Origin of the sequence: Enterobacteriaceae endosymbiont of Donacia cincticornis (assembly GCF_012568845.1) — a bacterium.
Lineage (GTDB): Bacteria > Pseudomonadota > Gammaproteobacteria > Enterobacterales > Enterobacteriaceae.
In genome coordinates, this window is the sequence record NZ_CP046194.1 from 38,466 (window position 1) to 55,970 (window position 17,505).

Genomic DNA, 17,505 nt, shown 5'->3' on the forward strand with positions numbered 1-17,505 from the left:
AAAAAAATTAATTATTCTAAATATTAATAAAATTTAAAAAATTCATAATTTTATATTTAATTATAAAATATTTAATATAACTTATAAAGTATAAGTATGATGATATTTATTAAAATTAATAATAATTAAGATTATATTTAATATAATTAAACAAAATAATGTATATTAAGATGAAAAATCATATTTATTGGATGAAATGTGCTTTAAATTTTGCTAAATTAGCAGAATCTTTTAAAGAAGTACCAGTAGGAGCTATTATTATAAAAAAAAATAGGATTATTTCTTATGGAATTAATAGTTCAATAAAAAATAATGATCCTACAGGACATGCAGAAATTATAGCTTTAAGAAAAGCTGCAAAATATTTAAAAAATTATAGACTATTAGATACAACTATGTATGTAACATTAGAACCATGTTTGATGTGTTTTGGTGCTATAATTACTAGTAGAATTTCTCGATTAGTTTTTAGTACTTATAATAAAAAGTTTAATACAAAATTATTTATAGATTTATTAAACACATATAATATTAATTATTCATTAAAAATTAATTCTGGTATTTTAGAAGAAAAATGTAGAAATATAATAAAAAATTTTTTTTTCTTAAAAAGAAAAAAAAATAATTTTCTTAAAAAGGTTTATTAATTTGAAAAAATTAGACAAAATATCAAATTTTGATACAAAATTATTTAATATTATTAAAAAAGAATATAAAAGACAAGAAAATAATATTAATTTAATAGCTTCTGAAAATTATACATCACGTGATGTTATGAAAATTCAAGGATCAGTATTAACAAACAAATATGCAGAAGGATATCCTTCTAATAGATATTATGGTGGTTGTAAATATATAGATCAAATTGAAAATCTTGCTATTAAAAGAGCTAAAAAATTATTTAATGCAGATTATGTAAATGTACAGCCACATTCAGGTTCACAAGCTAATTTTGCTGTATATATGGCTTTATTAAAACCTGGAGATATAATTATGGGTTTAGAAAATTCACATGGAGGACATTTAACTCATGGATCTAAAATCAATTTTTCAGGAAAATTTTATCAAAATATATCTTATAAAATAAAGAATAATGGAATAATTGATTATAATAATTTACTAAAATTAGCAATAAAATATAAACCAAAAATGATTATTGGAGGATTTTCTTCTTATTCTAGAATATGTAATTGGGCTAAAATGAGATATATTGCTGATGTAGTAAATGCATATTTTTTTGTAGATATTTCACATATTGCAGGTTTAATTATTGCTGGATTATATCCTAATCCATTACCTTATGCACATATAATAACTAGTACTACACATAAAACTTTATCTGGACCTAGAGGAGGTATTATATTAGCAACGAAAGAAAACAAAAATTTATTTCATAAAATTGATAAAGCAGTATTTCCTGGTAGTCAAGGAGGTCCATTAATGCATATTATTGCTGCTAAAGCTCTAGCTTTTAAAGAAGCATTAAATAAGGATTTTAATATATATCAAAAACAAATTTTAATAAATTCAAAATTAATGGTAAAAATATTTAAAAAATATAATTATCAAATTGTTTCTGATAATACTGATAATCATATGTTTATTCTTAATTTAACTAATAAAAATATAACAGGTTTAGAAGCTCAAATTTTATTAGAAAATTATAATATTATCGTTAATAAAAATAGTATTCCTTATGATAAAAATCCTCCTTCAATTACATCTGGTATAAGAATAGGTACCCCAGCTATTACAAAAAGGGGTTTTAAAGAAAGTGAAATAAAAATATTAACAAAATATATTGTAAATATATTAAATAATAAGAATACATATATAAAAAATATAAAAAATGATATAATAAGATTATGTAATAATTTTCCTATATATATTAATAAATAAAATTATTTTTTGAATAGAAGGTAAATATAATGACAAAGATTATTTCTGTATTAATATTTATTACAGATGGAGTTGAAGATATAGAAACTATATCATCTGTAGATATTTTAAATAGAAGTAATATAAATACTACATTAGTAAGTACAAATAATAGACGTGAAATTAAATGTGCACATGGTTCTAAAATAATTAGTAATATTTTTATAAATAATTTAAAAAATATTAATATTAATAATCAATCTGCAGTTATTCTTCCTGGGGGATTAAAAGCATCGGAACATTTTCAAAAAAATAAAATTTTATTAAAATATTTAAAAATTTTTAAAAAAAATAATAAAATAATAGGAGCAATATGTGCATCTCCATCAATGGTTATATGTTCAAATAATATTTTTCCAAATGCAAAAATGACTGGATATTTAGGATTAAAATATTTAATTCCATATCAGCAATGGAAAAAATATCCAGTTTTTTGGGATAATAAATATAAATTGTTAACAGCACAAAGTGTTAAATATGCAATCAAATTTAATTTAAAATTAATTAAAATTCTTTTAGGTGAAAAAATATCTTTGAAAATTGAACAAGAATTATAATGGACTGTTGAATTACTGTAAAATAGTTTTTATATAAAAATATATCTATAAATAATTTCTTATTTAAGATTTTTCAATTAAATTCTTATTTTGTTTGCCATTTTATCTAAAACACCATTTATAAATTTATAACTATTTTCTACTCCCCCAAAACTTTTGGCTAAATGAATACTTTCATTTATTACAACTTTATATGGTACGTCTAAACGATTTATTAATTCATATATTGAAATACGTAATATTGCTTTTTCGATTTGTCCTAATTCAAACAATTTTCGAGATAAAAATGGTTCCATTGTATTATCTAAATATTTACTATTAATTATTACTCCATTTATTAAATCATTAAAATAATCAATATCTATATATTTTATATTTTTTATTGATTCATTTAAAAAATAATATTGAATATCATTAAAATTATTATTAGATAATTGCCAAGAATAAATAGCTTGTAAAGCATATTTTCTAGATTGATATCTATAAGTAAATTTCACTTAACTTCCCTTTTTATTTTTTGTATGTAATAATTTTATTGATTTAAATATATTAATCATTTCTAATAAAGTTATGGCTGCTTCTGTACCTTTATTCATAACTTTAACACCAGACCTTTCAATAGCTTGTTCAATATTATCAGTTGTTAAAATACTAAAAGAAATAGGAATATTATTTTTTACTGATAAATTAGATATTTGTGAACAAACTTCTTGAGATAAATATTTAAAATGAGATGTTTCTCCTTTTATAATACTGCCAATAGCTATTATACCATCATACACATTTTTTTTTATTAATAATTGTATTACTGATGCTATTTCGTAGCTTCCTGGTACCCAACAAATAGTTATATTTTTTTCTTGTACCATACCTATTCTTTGTAAAGTATCAATAGTTGCATATAACAAATGTTTATTTATAAATGTATTAAATCTTGATATAACAATAGCAATAAATGCATTAGGTGCTATCACATTTTCATCAATAATTTGCATAATATAATTTATATCCTTTAAAAACTATTTAATAGGTTTTAATATTAATTTTAAATCTGGTCCTATTTTTTTTATATATTTAAAATAAAAATGAGGAACATTAATAATATTCATAAATGAATTAATATTACATAAATTTAATGCTACGTTACCTAATAATTTAGGAGTAAGATAAATAATTAATTCATCTATTAAATTATAAGTAATTAAAAATCCTGATAATGTACTCCCTGCTTCTATAAGAAGAGAATTTATTTTTCTACTACCCAATATTTTAAATAAATATTCTAAATCAAAATATCCATTAATTTCTGGTACTATAATTTGTTCTACATAATTTGGCCAATTATCAAAAGTATATTTTAATTTAATTAATAATATTTTTCCTGGAAATAAAATTATTTTATCAGTAGGTTTAATTTTATTTAATCTATCTAAAATAATTCTGATAGGTTGTCTTAATAATTTTTTAGGATAAATTTTTTTTATATTATAACTTAATTTGTTCCATTTTACTAATAAAGTAGAATCATCTTTAATTACAGTTTTACTTGTACTTAAAATTGCCGTACTTTTAGCTCTTAAAATATTAACATCTTTTCTAGAAATTTTAGATGATATCCATTTACTATCTCCATTTAATAATGCAATTTTACCATCTAATGATATCGCTAATTTTAATTGTATCCAAGGTATACCTGTATACATTCTTTTAAAAAAACCTGAATTTATAAACTTAGCTTCTTTTGATAAAATATTTTTTGTAATTTTAATACCTTTACTATTTAAAAATTTTAATCCTTTACCATTTACTTTTGGATTAGGATCTTTTGTTGCAACTACAAGGCGTTTAATTTTAGCATTAACTAATGCATCACAACATGATGGTGTTAAATTTTTATAATTACAAGGTTCTAATGTGACATACATTGTCGATCCTTCAGCATTTTTCCCTGCCATTTTTAATGCAGTAATTTCTGCATGAGGTTCACCTGTTTTTAAATGATATCCCTGACCAATAATTTTCTTATTATTAACAATAATACATCCTACATTAGGATTAGGAGTTGTAGTATAAATACCTAATTTAGCTAATTTAATTGCATGCATCATATAAAATTTATCTATTAAATACATAATAACCTTAATTTATTATCTAATAAAGTATTTTAATCATTTTAATTTATATAATATTCACTATATTGAATTAATATTATAAATATTAAAAATATAAAATTAAATAAATAATTATAAAAATTAATTATTTATTTAAAATAAATATAATAAAATAAATATTTTTTCTATACTTAGAATATATTATTTTATTTATATAAAATATATTTTTATATTAAAAATCTTTATTGAAAGAGATGATATTTATATGAAAAAAAAAATTATTCTTTTAGATACTACATTACGTGATGGTGAACAATCTTTACAATTTAATTTAAATACTAAAAAAAAGATAGAAATAGCATTAGCATTAGAAAAAATGGGTATTGATATTATTGAAGTAGGATTTCCTATTTCATCTCCTATGGATTATAAAACTTCTAAAGAACTATCAAAAATTATAAAAAATAGTAAATTATGTGGTTTAGCAAGATGTAAAAAAAAAGATATAGATATGGTATATAATTCACTTAAAAAAACAGGGAATTTTAGAATCCATATTTTTTTAGCAACTTCACCCATACATATAACTACAAAATTAAAAACTACTTTAAATAAGGTAGTAGAAAAAATATCATTTATGATTAAATATGCACGTAAATATACTGATGATATTGAATTTTCTTGTGAAGATAGTAGTCGTACACCTATTAATGACTTATGTTATGTTGTACAAACTGCAATAAATGCAGGAGCTACAACAATTAATATTCCAGATACAGTAGGTTATATATTTCCTCAAGAATATTATGATATAATTTCTAATTTAAAAAAAAAAATAGATAATATAGATAAATGTATTCTTTCAGTACATACACATAATGATTTAGGTATGGCAGTAGGTAATGCTATTACAGCAATAAATGCGGGAGCAAGACAAATAGAAGGAACAATTAACGGTATAGGAGAAAGAGCCGGTAATTGTGCTTTAGAAGAAGTTATTATGGCATTATATACAAGAAAAAAAAGTATAAATTTTTATACTGATATAAATATTAATAATATTTATTATACAAGTAAATTAGTAAGTAAAATATGTAATATTCCTATATCAATAAATAAAGCGATTGTAGGAAGTAATGCATTTTCTCATTCTTCTGGTATCCACCAAGATGGAATGATAAAAAATAGAAATACTTATGAAATATTAAATCCTAAAAACATCGGTTTAAATCAAACAGAATTTAATCTTACTTCTAAATCAGGAAGAGCTGCAATAAAATATCATATGAATTTAATGGGATATAAAGAAAATACTTATGATATTAATTTATTATATAATAATTTTATTAAATTAGCTGATAAAAAAGGTCAAATATTTAATTATGATTTAGAATCATTAGCATTTAATAATGAACAAGATAATAATACAGAATATTTTTTATTAAAATATTTTAATATAGAATCAAATTCTAATTTATCTATTGCTACAATAAAATTAAAATGTGGTAATTTAGATAAGTTAGAATCAGCAACAGGATTAGGAGCTGTTAATGCAATATATAAAACTATGATTAAAATAACAAATTATAATATAAAATTAATAAACTATATGTTAATAGCTAATAGTCATACTAAAAAATCAACAGGAAAAGTTAATATTAAAATAAAATATAAAAAAAAAATATTTAATGGGGTAGGTTTTTCTAAAGATATTATTAAAGCTTCAGTCATAGCAATTATTAATTGTCTTAATAACATATGGAGATCTAATCAAGTACAAAAAAATATTTTACAAAATAATAAATATAAAAAAGAGAGGTAGTTATGTCAAATATATTTAAAATTTCTGTATTACCAGGGGATGGCATTGGACCTGAAATAATGATACAAGCAATAAAAATATTAGAATGTATTCAAAAATATATAAAGAAAAAAATAATTATCGATACCTATGATATAGGAGGAATCGCAATTAATAAATATAATGATCCTTTACCAAAAAAAACATTGGATGGTTGTGAAAAATCTAATGCTATATTATTAGGATCGGTTGGAGGACCTGAATGGGATCATTTACCTTTAAATAAAAGACCTGAAAAAGGTTCTTTATTAAAATTAAGAAAATATTTTAATTTATTTGTTAATTTACGTCCTTCTTTTTTTTATAAAAATTTAAATATTTTAAGTCCCTTAAAAGATAGGATTTTAAATAAGGGATTTGATATTATTTGTGTTAGAGAATTAATCGGGGGTATATATTTTGGGTTAAATGGTAGAAAAGGGAAAGGAATAAACGAATATGCATTTGATACTGAAATTTATTCAAGATTTGAAATAGAAAGAATTGCACACATTGCTTTTAATATAGCACTAAAAAGAAATAAAAAAATATGTTCTATTGATAAAGCAAATGTTTTACAAACTTCCATCTTATGGAGAGAAATTTTAATAAAAATATCTAAAAAATATAAATCAGTTAAATTAAAACATATGTATATTGATAATGCTGTAATGCAATTAATTAAAAATCCTTCACAATTTGATGTTATATTATGTCCTAATTTATTTGGAGATATAATATCTGATCAATGTGCAATTATTACTGGATCCATAGGTAATTTACCTTCAGCTAGTTTTAATCAAAATTATTTTGGTTTGTATGAACCTGCTGGAGGATCTGCTCCAGATATTGCAGGTAAAAATATAGCTAATCCAATAGCACAAATTTTATCATTAGCAATGTTAATTGAATATTCTTTAAAAGAAGAAAATATATCTTTAAAAATTAAAAATGCTATTCAAAAAGTTTTAAATTTAGGTTATAGAACAAAAGATATATCTGTGAATAGTTCAAAAGAAAAAATAATTACAACTAATGATATGGGAACATTAATTATGGAATCTATTGTATAAATTAATAGGAATTTATATGGGAAAAACATTATATGAAAAAATATATAATAAACATATTATTTGTAATATAAAAAATAATACTAATTTATTATATATTGATAGACATTTTATTCATGAAGTAACTTCTCCTCAAGCATTTGAAAGTTTAAGAAACAAAAATAGAAAAGTTTATAGATCAGATAAAACATTTGCGACAATGGATCATAATGTATCTACAAAAATTAAAAATATTAATGCATGTGGATATATAGCTAAAAAACAAATGGAAACTCTTATTAAAAATTGTAATGATTTTAATATAAAATTATATGATCTTTATCACCCTTTACAAGGAATAGTACATGTTATAGGTCCAGAACAAGGTTTGACCTTACCAGGAATGACTATTGTATGTGGTGATTCACATACTTCTACACACGGAGCTTTTGGATCATTAGCTTTTGGAATAGGTACTTCTGAAGTAGAGCATGTATTAGCTACTCAAACTTTAAAACAAGATCGTACTAAAAATATGTTAATAAATATTACTGGTCATATATCTAAAAATATTACAGCAAAAGATATAATATTATTAATTATAAAAAAAGTTGGAATTAGTGGAGGTAACGGATATATTATCGAATATAATGGAGATGTTATAAAAAAATTAAGTATGGAATCTAGAATGACAATTTGTAATATGTCTATTGAAATGGGAGCTAGAGCAGGATTAATTGCACCAGATAATATTACTTTCCAATATTTAAAAAATAAAAAATTTACTCCTAAAAAAAAATTATGGCAACAAGCAAAAAAATATTGGAAAACATTATATAGTGATTATAATGCTAAATTTGATAAAATTATTAATATCAATATTTCAAAATTAACACCACAAATTTCTTGGGGAACTAATCCAGAACAAATTATAGGTATAAATGAATGTATCCCTTTAATTAATTCTTATAAAGATATAAATAAGAAAAAACTAGCTATAAAATCATTAAAATACATGAATTTACATGAAGGTAAAAAATTAATTAATATAAAAATTGATAAAGTTTTTATTGGTTCTTGTACAAATTCTAGAATTGAAGATTTAAGATCTGCTGCAAATATTATTATAGGTAAAAAAATTGCTCCTCATGTTATAGCAATAGTTGTACCTGGTTCTAATATGGTAAAAGAACAAGCAGAAAAAGAAGGGTTGGATAAAATTTTTAAAAATGCTGGTTTTGAATGGAGATATCCGGGTTGTTCTATGTGTTTAGCTATGAATCCTGATAAATTAGAACCTTATGAAAGGTGTGCTTCTACTAGTAATAGAAATTTTGAAGGAAGACAAGGACGTAATAGTAGAACTCATTTAGTAAGTCCTATTATGGCAGCAATAACAGCTATTTATGGTTATTTTATTAACATTAATACTTTATAAAGAATAATTATGAAAAAAAAATTTCAATATAGTGGTATTATAGCACCTTTAGATATTGCAAATATTGATACAGATGCTATTATACCAAAACAATTTTTACAAAAAAATAGTAAAAAAGGGTTTGGTAAAAATTTATTTCATAACTGGAGATATTTAGATGAAGAAAATGAAATTATTAATCCCAATTTTATTTTAAATAAAAAAGAATTTAAAAATTCTCAAATTTTATTAACTAGAGAAAATTTTGGTTGTGGCTCTTCACGTGAACATGCATTATGGGCATTATTAGATTTTGGTTTTCATACTATTATTTCTTCTAGCTATGCAGATATATTTTATAATAATGCAATTAATAATAAATTATTATTAATTACATTAAAAAAAAATATTGTTGAAAAATTATTTTCTATAATTCAAAAATTTCCTGGAATTATTTGTTATATAAATTTAATTTATAAAAAAATCACTATAAATAATCAATCTTTTACTTTTAAAATAAAAAAAGATATAATTAATTTCATTACAAATAATTTAGATCAAATAGATTTAACTATGAAATATTCTAAAAAAATTTATATGTTTGAAAAAAAATATTTTAAGTTTTTTTAAAATGAGAAATTTATTTAATGCGTATAATTTTATTAGGACCTCCAGGAGGAGGTAAAGGTACTTGTGCAAGATTTATATCTGAAAAATATAATTTAGTTAATATTTCTATGGGTAATATAATAAGAAATTTTTTATTAAATAATAAAAATTTATTATTAACTAATAAATTAAATAAATTTATTCATAAAGGAATTATGATTCCTGATGATATAACTTTTAAAATTTTTAAAAAAAAAATATCTAATTTAAATTGTAATAAAGGGTTTTTACTAGATGGATTCCCTAGAAATATTTTACAAGCTCATATTTTAAAAAAAGAAAAAATAAATATAAATATAGTTTTAGAATTATATATTCCTAATACTAAAATAATTCAAAGAATTATAGGAAGAAAAATACATTTACCTTCTGGAAGAACTTATCATACTACTTTCAATCCTCCAAAAATAAAGGATAGAGATGATATTACTGGAGAAAAATTAATAACTAGAACAGACGATAATATAATAACAATTAATAATCGATTAAAAGAATACTCTGAACAAACTAAACCATTAATTAAATATTATAAAAAAGAATTTTTTAAAAAAAAAATTTTATATAAAAAAATCGATAATACATTATCTATTATAGATGTACAAAAACAAATAAATAATATTTTACAATCTTTTCAAATAAAAAATTTTAATTTTAAATAAATATTATTTATTTATTTAAATAGTTATATTTATAATGATTTGTTTATTTATTTTAAATTTGATATTATGATTGGATCATAAATAGTATGGATTATAATCTAATGTTTACTGGAAGTATTGTAGCACTTATAACTCCAATGGATATTAAAGGTAATATTTGTAAAAAAAATTTAAAAAAACTTATTAATTACCATATTAATAGTGGTACAAAAGCTATTGTTATTATGGGAACCACTGGTGAATCTTCTACATGTACTTATAATGAACGTATTAATACAATAATGTATGCATTAGATTTTGCGAAAAAAAGAATACCTATTATAGCAGGTACTGGATTTAATTCAACATCAAAAAGTATATCAATAATATCTACTCTTGAGAATTCAGGAATTATCGGATGTTTAAATGTTACTCCATATTATAATCGTCCTAATCAAGAAGGTTTATATCAACATTTTAAAGAAATTGCAAATAGTACAGAATTACCTCAAATATTATATAATGTTCCATCACGTACTGGATGTGATTTATTGCCAGAAACTATATATAGGTTATCTAAAATTAATAATATAGTAGGTATTAAAGAAGCTACTGGTGACTTATCTCGTGTAAATAAAATCAGAAATTTGATTCATAAAAATTTTTTTTTAATTAGTGGAGATGATAAAACTTCTTTTGAGTTTATGTTATTAGGTGGAGATGGAGTTATATCTGTTACAGCTAATATTGCTGCTGTAGAAATGAAAAAATTTTGTCATTATATGAAGAATAATAAAATTATTAAAGCAAAAAAAATAAATCAACACTTAAATAAATTACATAATCAATTATTCATTGAATCTAACCCTATACCAGTAAAATGGGTAGCAAAAAAAATAGGGTTAATTAGCAGTGATAAGATGCGTCTTCCTATGACACCACTTAAAAAACATAATCAGAAAATTTTAGAAATAACATTAAAAAAATTGAAATTAATATAATTTATTTAAATTAGTTATTTTAGATAAAAATTTTTTTATTTTACTTAAAATTAAAATTCTATTTTTTTTAATATTATTATTTTTATGATTAATTGTTATTTTGTTAAAAAACATATTTATAGGGTAGAATAATTCTGATAATATTAATAATATTTTATAAAATTCATTATTTTTTATTTGATAATTAATAATTTTAGATAATTTACGTATATGATTAAATAAGATAAATTCTTCTTTATATTTTAATAAAGAAAAATTAATATCATCATTAGTATTTATATATAAATTATTTTTTAATAAGATTTTATTAATTCTTTTATCAGTTAAAATTAAAAGTTTACTTTGTTTTTTTTCAATTTTTAAAAACATATCTAATGCTTTTATTTTAAGATCTAATTTTATTAAATTATTAATATTTTTATCTAAAATAGAAATAATAATATTTTTTTTATAACCTAAAGAAATATACCAATTTTTACATCTACCATATATAAAAGAAATTATATTGGTTATAATTTCTTCTTTATAAGAATTATTTTCTAATTTATATAAAGATAAACTAAAAATAATTAATTTAGTTAAATTAATGTGTAATTTATTTTTTATAATAATACGTATCATACATAAAGTAATATTTTTTAAAGCATAAGGATCTTTATCACCTTTAGGAATTAAAAAAATACTAAATATTCCTACTAAAGTATCTATTTTATCTGAAATAAATAAAATACAAGAAATAATATTTTTAGGTATTAAATTATTTTTTTTATATTGATATTGTTCTTTCAAAGCTGTAATAACATCTTTTTGTTCTTTATTATATTTTGCATAATACATACCAACAAGACCTTGTAATTCTGGAAATTCATAAACCATTTGTGTTGCTAAATCACATTTAGATAATCTACTTGCCCTAACACAATTTAAATAATTAACATTTTTAATTTTTTTAGTTATATATTTTGATATCATTTCAATACGTATAGTTTTTTCAAATAAATTACCTAATTTTTTTTGAAAAATAATATTTTTTAATTTTTCTAAAAAATTTTCAAATTTTATTTTTAAATCATTTTTTAAAAAGAATTGAATATCTTCAAATTTTGAAGTAAGTACTTTTTCATTACTATGAATAATAATTTTACTATTTTTTGTTTTTATATTTGTTAAGATAATAAAAGAAGGTAATAAATTATTTTTTTTATCATATAAAGGAATATATTTCTGATATTTTATCATTACATACTCTAATATTTTAGATGGTAATACTAAAAATTTTTTATGAAATTTTCCAATCAAAAGTACAGGCCACTCAACCATAGAAGTTAATTCTTCTAAAAAAAAGTTATTTATTTTTACAAAAGCATTTAAATTATCAGTAATATTTTTTATATTATTAATAATAATATTTTTACGTTTTATAAAATCGACAATAATTTTACCTTCTTTAAATAATAAATTTTCATATTCTTTTGCATTTTTTAAGATAATTTTTTTTTCACACATAAATCTATGTCCTTGAATAATATTATTAGAGTGAATATTTAATAATTTTTTTTTAATATTTTTTTTTCCAAGAACAAATACTATATTTCTTATAGGTCTAATGAATTTAAATATATTTTTTTCCCAATACATAAAATTAGAAAAAGAAACTATTCTTTTTAAAGAATTAATTAACATATCAGATAATAAATTTTTAATATGTAATCTTTTAATTTTTTTTTTAAAAAAAATATAATTATTTTTATATATTAAATGATCATTTTCTTTAATATTATATTTTTTCATCCAAGATTTAACTTGTTGATTAATAAAAATTTCTTTTGTTTTTTTTACGAAAGGCCCTTTAATCATACATTGAAAATTATTTTGTATTACATTTAGTAAATGTATTTGTATTGCAATACGTCTAAAAGTAAAAAAACATTTTATTATTTTATATGTAAAATAATTTTTTTTTAATTCATTTTTAAAATTTATTAAAATTATTTTAGACAATTTTAATAAACAATTAGCAGGTATTTCTTCTATACCTATTTCTAATAATAAAATATTACTATCCATATAACTATATTACCTAATTATTAAGAATTTTAATTTATAAAATTATGATATTTCATCACAATTAATTTAGTTATACTCCGTAATTTTAACACATATCTTTGTCTTTCTGTATGAGATAAAAATTTACGTGCTTCTAATAAATTAAAACAATGTAAAGCTTTTAAAAGCTTTTCATATGCAGGAAAAATCAATGGTTCTTTTAATTTTAATAAAATATTAATTTCTTTTTCATATTGTTGAAAACATAAATTAATAAAATTAATATCCGTATGTTCAAAATTATAAATGGATTGTTCAAGTTCATTTTTATAAAAATAATCACCATAAGTAATATGTTTATTTTTATTTTTATTCCATATTATATGAAATATATTATCTATATTTTGTATATGCATAGCTAACCTTTCTAAACCATAAGTAATCTCTCCTGTAATTGGATCACAATCTATCCCTCCCATTTGCTGAAAATATGTAAATTGAGTAATTTCTATTCCATTTAACCATATTTCCCAACCAATACCATAAGCTCCTAAAGTAGGATTTTCCCAATTATCATCTATAAAACGAATATCATTATTTTTTAAATCTAATTTTAATTCTTCCAAAGATTGGAAATATAAAAATTGAAAATTATGAGGTGGAGGTTTCATTATTACTTGAAATTGATAATATTGTTGTAATCTATTAGAATTATTAGCATACCTTCCATCAGAAGGTCTTCTGGATAATTGTACATAAGCTATTTTTACTGGTTTATTACCAATCGCATATAAACATGTCATTGGATGACATGTCGCAGCTCCTACTTCAATATCAATTGGTTGAATAATACTACAACCTTGTTTTGCCCAATAATTCTGTAAAATTAAAATCATTCCTTGAAAAGTTTTTTCACTAAATATTTTCATATTTAAAATTTATTAAATTTTTATTTTAACATAATTATTATATATTATTTTATATAAAAAAATACAAATTAAAATTTAACATATTTTTTTCTATAAAAAAATAATGTTAAAATAATTTATTATTAATACAATATAAAATAAAATTATTTTATTTTATAAAAGAGAATAATAGGAACTAATTGTGAATATAAATAATATATATAAAAAAATTTTTTTAAAAAAAGAAAAAAATGAATATAGTAAATTAATTACTAAAGCTACAAATTTAGCTATTTTATTATCTCTTATATTATTAATAATAAAATTATTAGCTTGGTGGAAAACTAAATCTATAAGTATGTTAGCAGCATCTATAGATTCATTAATTGATATTACATCTTCAACAATTAATTTATTAATTATATATTATTCTTTACAACCAGCAGATTCAGAACATACTTTTGGACATGGGAAAGCTGAATCATTATCTGCTTTAGCTCAAAGTATTTTTATTTGCGGAACAGCAACATTGTTATTTTTAAATAGTTTATATTATATATCTCATCCTACAAAAATATATTATCCAATAATAGGAATATTAGTTATTATTATTTCATTTTTTTTAACTTTAATATTAGTTTTTTTTCAAAAAAAAGTTATAGCAGAAACAAATAGTCAAGCAACACATGCTGATATGATACATTATGAATCAGATATTTTAATTAATACTGCAATTTTATTAGCTTTAATATTAAATATTTTTAATATAAAACAAGCAGATTCTTTTATAGCATTAATTATAAGTATATTTATTTTTTATAATTCTTTTAAAGTAGGATATAAAGCAATACAATCTTTATTAGATAGATCTTTACCAGATAAAGAAAAAAAAATTATAATAGACTTAATAACATCTTGGCCTAAAGTTAAAGGAGCGCATCAATTAAAAACAAGACAATCAGGTCCTACTCGTTTTATACAACTTCATTTAGTATTAGAAGATGATTTACCTTTATTAGAATCACATTCAATTGCAAAAAAAATAGAGAAAGCTTTAAATAAAAAATTTCCTTATTCAGATATAATTATACATCAAGATCCATATTCTATTGTATCTGAAAAATATAAGGGTTTTTTTAAAAATTAATTATTAAAAAAATATATATTTTGAGGTATTTTATGATTCAAAAAATTGGTGTTCTTACAAGTGGTGGAGATTCACCAGGAATGAATGCAGCTATCAGAGGTGTTGTTAGAACTGCTATTAGTTATAATATTGAAGTATTTGGTATTTATAATGGTTATGTAGGATTATATAATAATAATATTATTAAACTAAATAGGTATAGTGTATCTGATATTATTAATAAAGGAGGAACTTTTTTAGGATCAGCACGTTTCCCTCAATTTAAAAATAAAAAAATACGTTCTATTTCTATAAATAATATGAAAAAACATGGTATTAATGCATTAATTGTAATAGGTGGAGATGGTACATATATTGGAGCAAAATTATTAACAGAAATGGGTTTTCCTTGTATAGGAATACCAGGAACAATAGATAATGATGTTGTTGGTACTGATTATAGTATTGGTTATTTTACAGCTTTAGAAACCATAGTAGAAGCAATAGACAAATTAAGGGATACTTCTACTTCTCATCAAAGAATTTCTATTATAGAAATTATGGGAAGATATTGTGGAGATTTAACTTTAGCTGCAGCTATAGCAGGAGGATGTGAATTTATTGTTTTACCTGAAATAAAATATAATCAAGAAGATCTAGTTAAAGAAATAAAATTAGGTATAGATAAAGGTAAAAAACATGCAATAGTATTGATTACAGAATTTATTTGTGATATTAATAAATTAGCAATTTTTATTCAAAAAAAAATTAAACGTGAAACTAGAACTACAGTTTTAGGTTATCTTCAAAGAGGAGGATCTCCCGTAGCATACGATCGTATTTTAGGATCTAGAATGGGTGCTTATTCAGTTGAATTATTATATAAAGGATATAGTGGTAAATGTATAGGTATTCAAAATGATAAGATGGTACATCATGATATAACAAATGCTATTTTAAATATGAAAAAAATTTTTAAAAAAGATTTATTTGATACTGCTAAAAAATTATATTAATTGAATTTGAGATATATTATATGTATAAAATACAATTTATGAAAAGAATAAACACAGGAAAAAATTTTAGTAGACGTTTAAGAATAAATAATAAAATTCCAGCGATTATTTATGGTAAAAAAATACAAACGTTACCTATCATTATAAATAATGATGATTTAATTCATATTAATTTACAAAATTTTTATAAAAAAAAAATTTTATTAACTCTTATAAACAAAAAAAATATTTTATTTAAAGTAAAAATTATAGAAATTCAATATCATCCCTTTAAAATGAATAAATTATATCATATAGATTTTTTTATTATATAGTTTATTTAATTTTAAAAGTTTTATATATAAAAATATTCTTATATTGGAAACAAATAATTATTTATTTTTTTATAAAAAATTTTATTTTTTATATTTCTAATACATCATTCATGGTATACATCCCTGTTTTTTTTGTATATAGCCAAATAGCAGCTTTAATTGCTCCTTCTGCAAATGATCTTCTATTAGAAGCTTTATGAATTAATTCAATTTGTTCTCCAATAAAAGAAAATAAAACGTTATGTTCTCCATATAAATCGGCAGCTCTAATAGAATGACATTTAATATCTTTCATAAAATTATATTTTTTATAAATTTTCATTATAGTTTCTTTTAATGATAAAGCTGTACCAGAAGGAGAATCTATTTTATTTTTATGATGTTTTTCTATTATATCAATATCTGTTTTATTTTGTAATTTATTTTTACAAATAATTTTTGTAATGTTTTCTAAAATTTTTAGTAAAATATTAATACCTAAACTAAAATTAGAAGCTAAAATAATAGCTATATTTTTTGAAATTTTTTTTATTGTTAATTTTTGTTCCGTATTAAAACCTGTAGTACCAATTACGATTTTTTTATTGTATAATTTACATATATTAAGATGTTTTATAGTAGATTTAGGATTTGTAAAATCTATTAAAATATCAAAATAATTTATGATATCTATCAAATTAGATTTTATGTTTAAAAATTTAGATTTATAAAAAATTTTTTTTCTTTTTATCAAAGATAATTTTGTTTCTATAGCTCCAGTTAATAAAATATTTTTTTTTACTTTAATATTTAATAGTTGTAAAATACTTTTCCCCATACGGCCATTAATCCCAGCTATCGCTAAACGAATCTGATCTTTATTCATAATAATTAAC

At 20.4% G+C, this 17,505-nt stretch carries 18 protein-coding genes; 12 read left to right on the forward strand and 6 right to left on the reverse strand.

The features are described from left to right. Nucleotides 1-170 precede the first annotated feature (170 nt). Genes tadA through GJT99_RS00215 form a run of 3 tightly spaced genes read left to right on the forward strand, consistent with a single transcriptional unit; the run spans nucleotide 171 to nucleotide 2,495 of the window. Entirely contained in the window at nucleotides 171-647 is a 477-nt protein-coding gene (gene tadA, locus GJT99_RS00205) for a tRNA adenosine(34) deaminase TadA (protein WP_168893727.1), read from the forward strand. Nucleotide 648: 1 nt separating this feature from the next. Next, nucleotides 649-1,899 (forward strand): serine hydroxymethyltransferase, encoded by a 1,251-nt coding sequence (gene glyA / locus GJT99_RS00210; protein ID WP_246208906.1) that lies wholly within the window; start codon nucleotides 649-651, stop codon nucleotides 1,897-1,899. A gap of 29 nt (nucleotides 1,900-1,928) precedes the next feature. Then, on the forward strand, nucleotides 1,929-2,495 hold the full coding sequence (locus tag GJT99_RS00215; protein WP_168893728.1) for a DJ-1/PfpI family protein: 567 nt from the start codon (nucleotides 1,929-1,931) through the stop codon (nucleotides 2,493-2,495). 77 nt (nucleotides 2,496-2,572) lie between these two features. Here the strand turns inward: GJT99_RS00215 and nusB are convergent, their stop codons facing one another. The 3 genes from nusB to ribD are packed head-to-tail and all read right to left on the reverse strand — an operon-like array spanning nucleotide 2,573 to nucleotide 4,627. Further along, on the reverse strand, nucleotides 2,573-2,992 hold the full coding sequence (nusB, locus tag GJT99_RS00220; protein ID WP_168893729.1) for a transcription antitermination factor NusB: 420 nt from the start codon (nucleotides 2,990-2,992) through the stop codon (nucleotides 2,573-2,575). Continuing rightward, entirely contained in the window at nucleotides 2,993-3,490 is a 498-nt protein-coding gene (gene ribH / locus GJT99_RS00225; protein WP_168893730.1) for a 6,7-dimethyl-8-ribityllumazine synthase, read from the reverse strand. A 24-nt stretch (nucleotides 3,491-3,514) separates the two neighbouring features. Beyond that, entirely contained in the window at nucleotides 3,515-4,627 is a 1,113-nt protein-coding gene (gene ribD / locus GJT99_RS00230) for a bifunctional diaminohydroxyphosphoribosylaminopyrimidine deaminase/5-amino-6-(5-phosphoribosylamino)uracil reductase RibD (protein ID WP_168893731.1), read from the reverse strand. A 244-nt stretch (nucleotides 4,628-4,871) separates the two neighbouring features. Between ribD and leuA the strand changes: the two genes are divergently transcribed. The 6 genes from leuA to dapA all read left to right on the forward strand — a co-directional run bounded on the left by leuA (nucleotide 4,872) and on the right by dapA (nucleotide 11,220). Then, nucleotides 4,872-6,428 carry a 2-isopropylmalate synthase gene (gene leuA, locus GJT99_RS00235; protein WP_168893732.1) on the forward strand — a complete coding sequence of 519 codons (1,557 nt, stop codon included), beginning with the start codon at nucleotides 4,872-4,874 and terminating at the stop codon, nucleotides 6,426-6,428. Between the two features lie 2 nt (nucleotides 6,429-6,430). Next, nucleotides 6,431-7,519, forward strand: a complete 1,089-nt coding sequence (gene leuB / locus GJT99_RS00240) for a 3-isopropylmalate dehydrogenase (RefSeq protein ID WP_168893733.1) — start codon at nucleotides 6,431-6,433, stop codon at nucleotides 7,517-7,519. Between the two features lie 16 nt (nucleotides 7,520-7,535). Beyond that, nucleotides 7,536-8,933, forward strand: coding sequence for a 3-isopropylmalate dehydratase large subunit (leuC, locus tag GJT99_RS00245; RefSeq protein ID WP_168893734.1), 1,398 nt, complete (start codon nucleotides 7,536-7,538; stop codon nucleotides 8,931-8,933). A gap of 9 nt (nucleotides 8,934-8,942) precedes the next feature. Further along, nucleotides 8,943-9,542, forward strand: a complete 600-nt coding sequence (gene leuD / locus GJT99_RS00250) for a 3-isopropylmalate dehydratase small subunit (RefSeq protein WP_168893735.1) — start codon at nucleotides 8,943-8,945, stop codon at nucleotides 9,540-9,542. Between the two features lie 17 nt (nucleotides 9,543-9,559). Then, the gene (locus GJT99_RS00255) at nucleotides 9,560-10,240 is read left to right on the forward strand and encodes an adenylate kinase family protein (protein WP_168893736.1); all 681 of its coding nucleotides are present in this window, start codon (nucleotides 9,560-9,562) and stop codon (nucleotides 10,238-10,240) included. A 101-nt stretch (nucleotides 10,241-10,341) separates the two neighbouring features. Next, nucleotides 10,342-11,220 (forward strand): 4-hydroxy-tetrahydrodipicolinate synthase, encoded by an 879-nt coding sequence (dapA, locus tag GJT99_RS00260; RefSeq protein ID WP_168894080.1) that lies wholly within the window; start codon nucleotides 10,342-10,344, stop codon nucleotides 11,218-11,220. On the opposite strand, the gene glyS is transcribed toward dapA, so the two are convergent. Both glyS and glyQ read right to left on the reverse strand, forming a co-directional pair. Beyond that, a complete protein-coding gene (gene glyS, locus GJT99_RS00265) occupies nucleotides 11,212-13,287 on the reverse strand; it encodes a glycine--tRNA ligase subunit beta (protein WP_168893737.1) in 2,076 nt (691 codons plus the stop codon). The genes dapA and glyS overlap by 9 nt on opposite strands. A 29-nt stretch (nucleotides 13,288-13,316) precedes the next feature. Next, a complete protein-coding gene (glyQ, locus tag GJT99_RS00270; protein ID WP_168893738.1) occupies nucleotides 13,317-14,195 on the reverse strand; it encodes a glycine--tRNA ligase subunit alpha in 879 nt (292 codons plus the stop codon). A gap of 181 nt (nucleotides 14,196-14,376) precedes the next feature. Here glyQ and GJT99_RS00275 point away from each other — a divergent pair, with 181 nt between their 5' ends. Genes GJT99_RS00275 through rplY form a run of 3 tightly spaced genes read left to right on the forward strand, consistent with a single transcriptional unit; the run spans nucleotide 14,377 to nucleotide 16,630 of the window. Continuing rightward, nucleotides 14,377-15,321, forward strand: coding sequence for a cation diffusion facilitator family transporter (locus GJT99_RS00275; protein ID WP_281352068.1), 945 nt, complete (start codon nucleotides 14,377-14,379; stop codon nucleotides 15,319-15,321). 32 nt (nucleotides 15,322-15,353) lie between these two features. Further along, nucleotides 15,354-16,316, forward strand: a complete 963-nt coding sequence (pfkA, locus tag GJT99_RS00280; protein ID WP_168893739.1) for a 6-phosphofructokinase — start codon at nucleotides 15,354-15,356, stop codon at nucleotides 16,314-16,316. Between the two features lie 20 nt (nucleotides 16,317-16,336). Next, a complete protein-coding gene (rplY, locus tag GJT99_RS00285; protein ID WP_168893740.1) occupies nucleotides 16,337-16,630 on the forward strand; it encodes a 50S ribosomal protein L25 in 294 nt (97 codons plus the stop codon). An 88-nt stretch (nucleotides 16,631-16,718) separates the two neighbouring features. Here rplY and dapB read toward each other — a convergent pair whose 3' ends face one another. Beyond that, the gene (gene dapB, locus GJT99_RS00290; protein WP_168893741.1) at nucleotides 16,719-17,495 is read right to left on the reverse strand and encodes a 4-hydroxy-tetrahydrodipicolinate reductase; all 777 of its coding nucleotides are present in this window, start codon (nucleotides 17,493-17,495) and stop codon (nucleotides 16,719-16,721) included. Nucleotides 17,496-17,505: the final 10 nt, after the last annotated feature.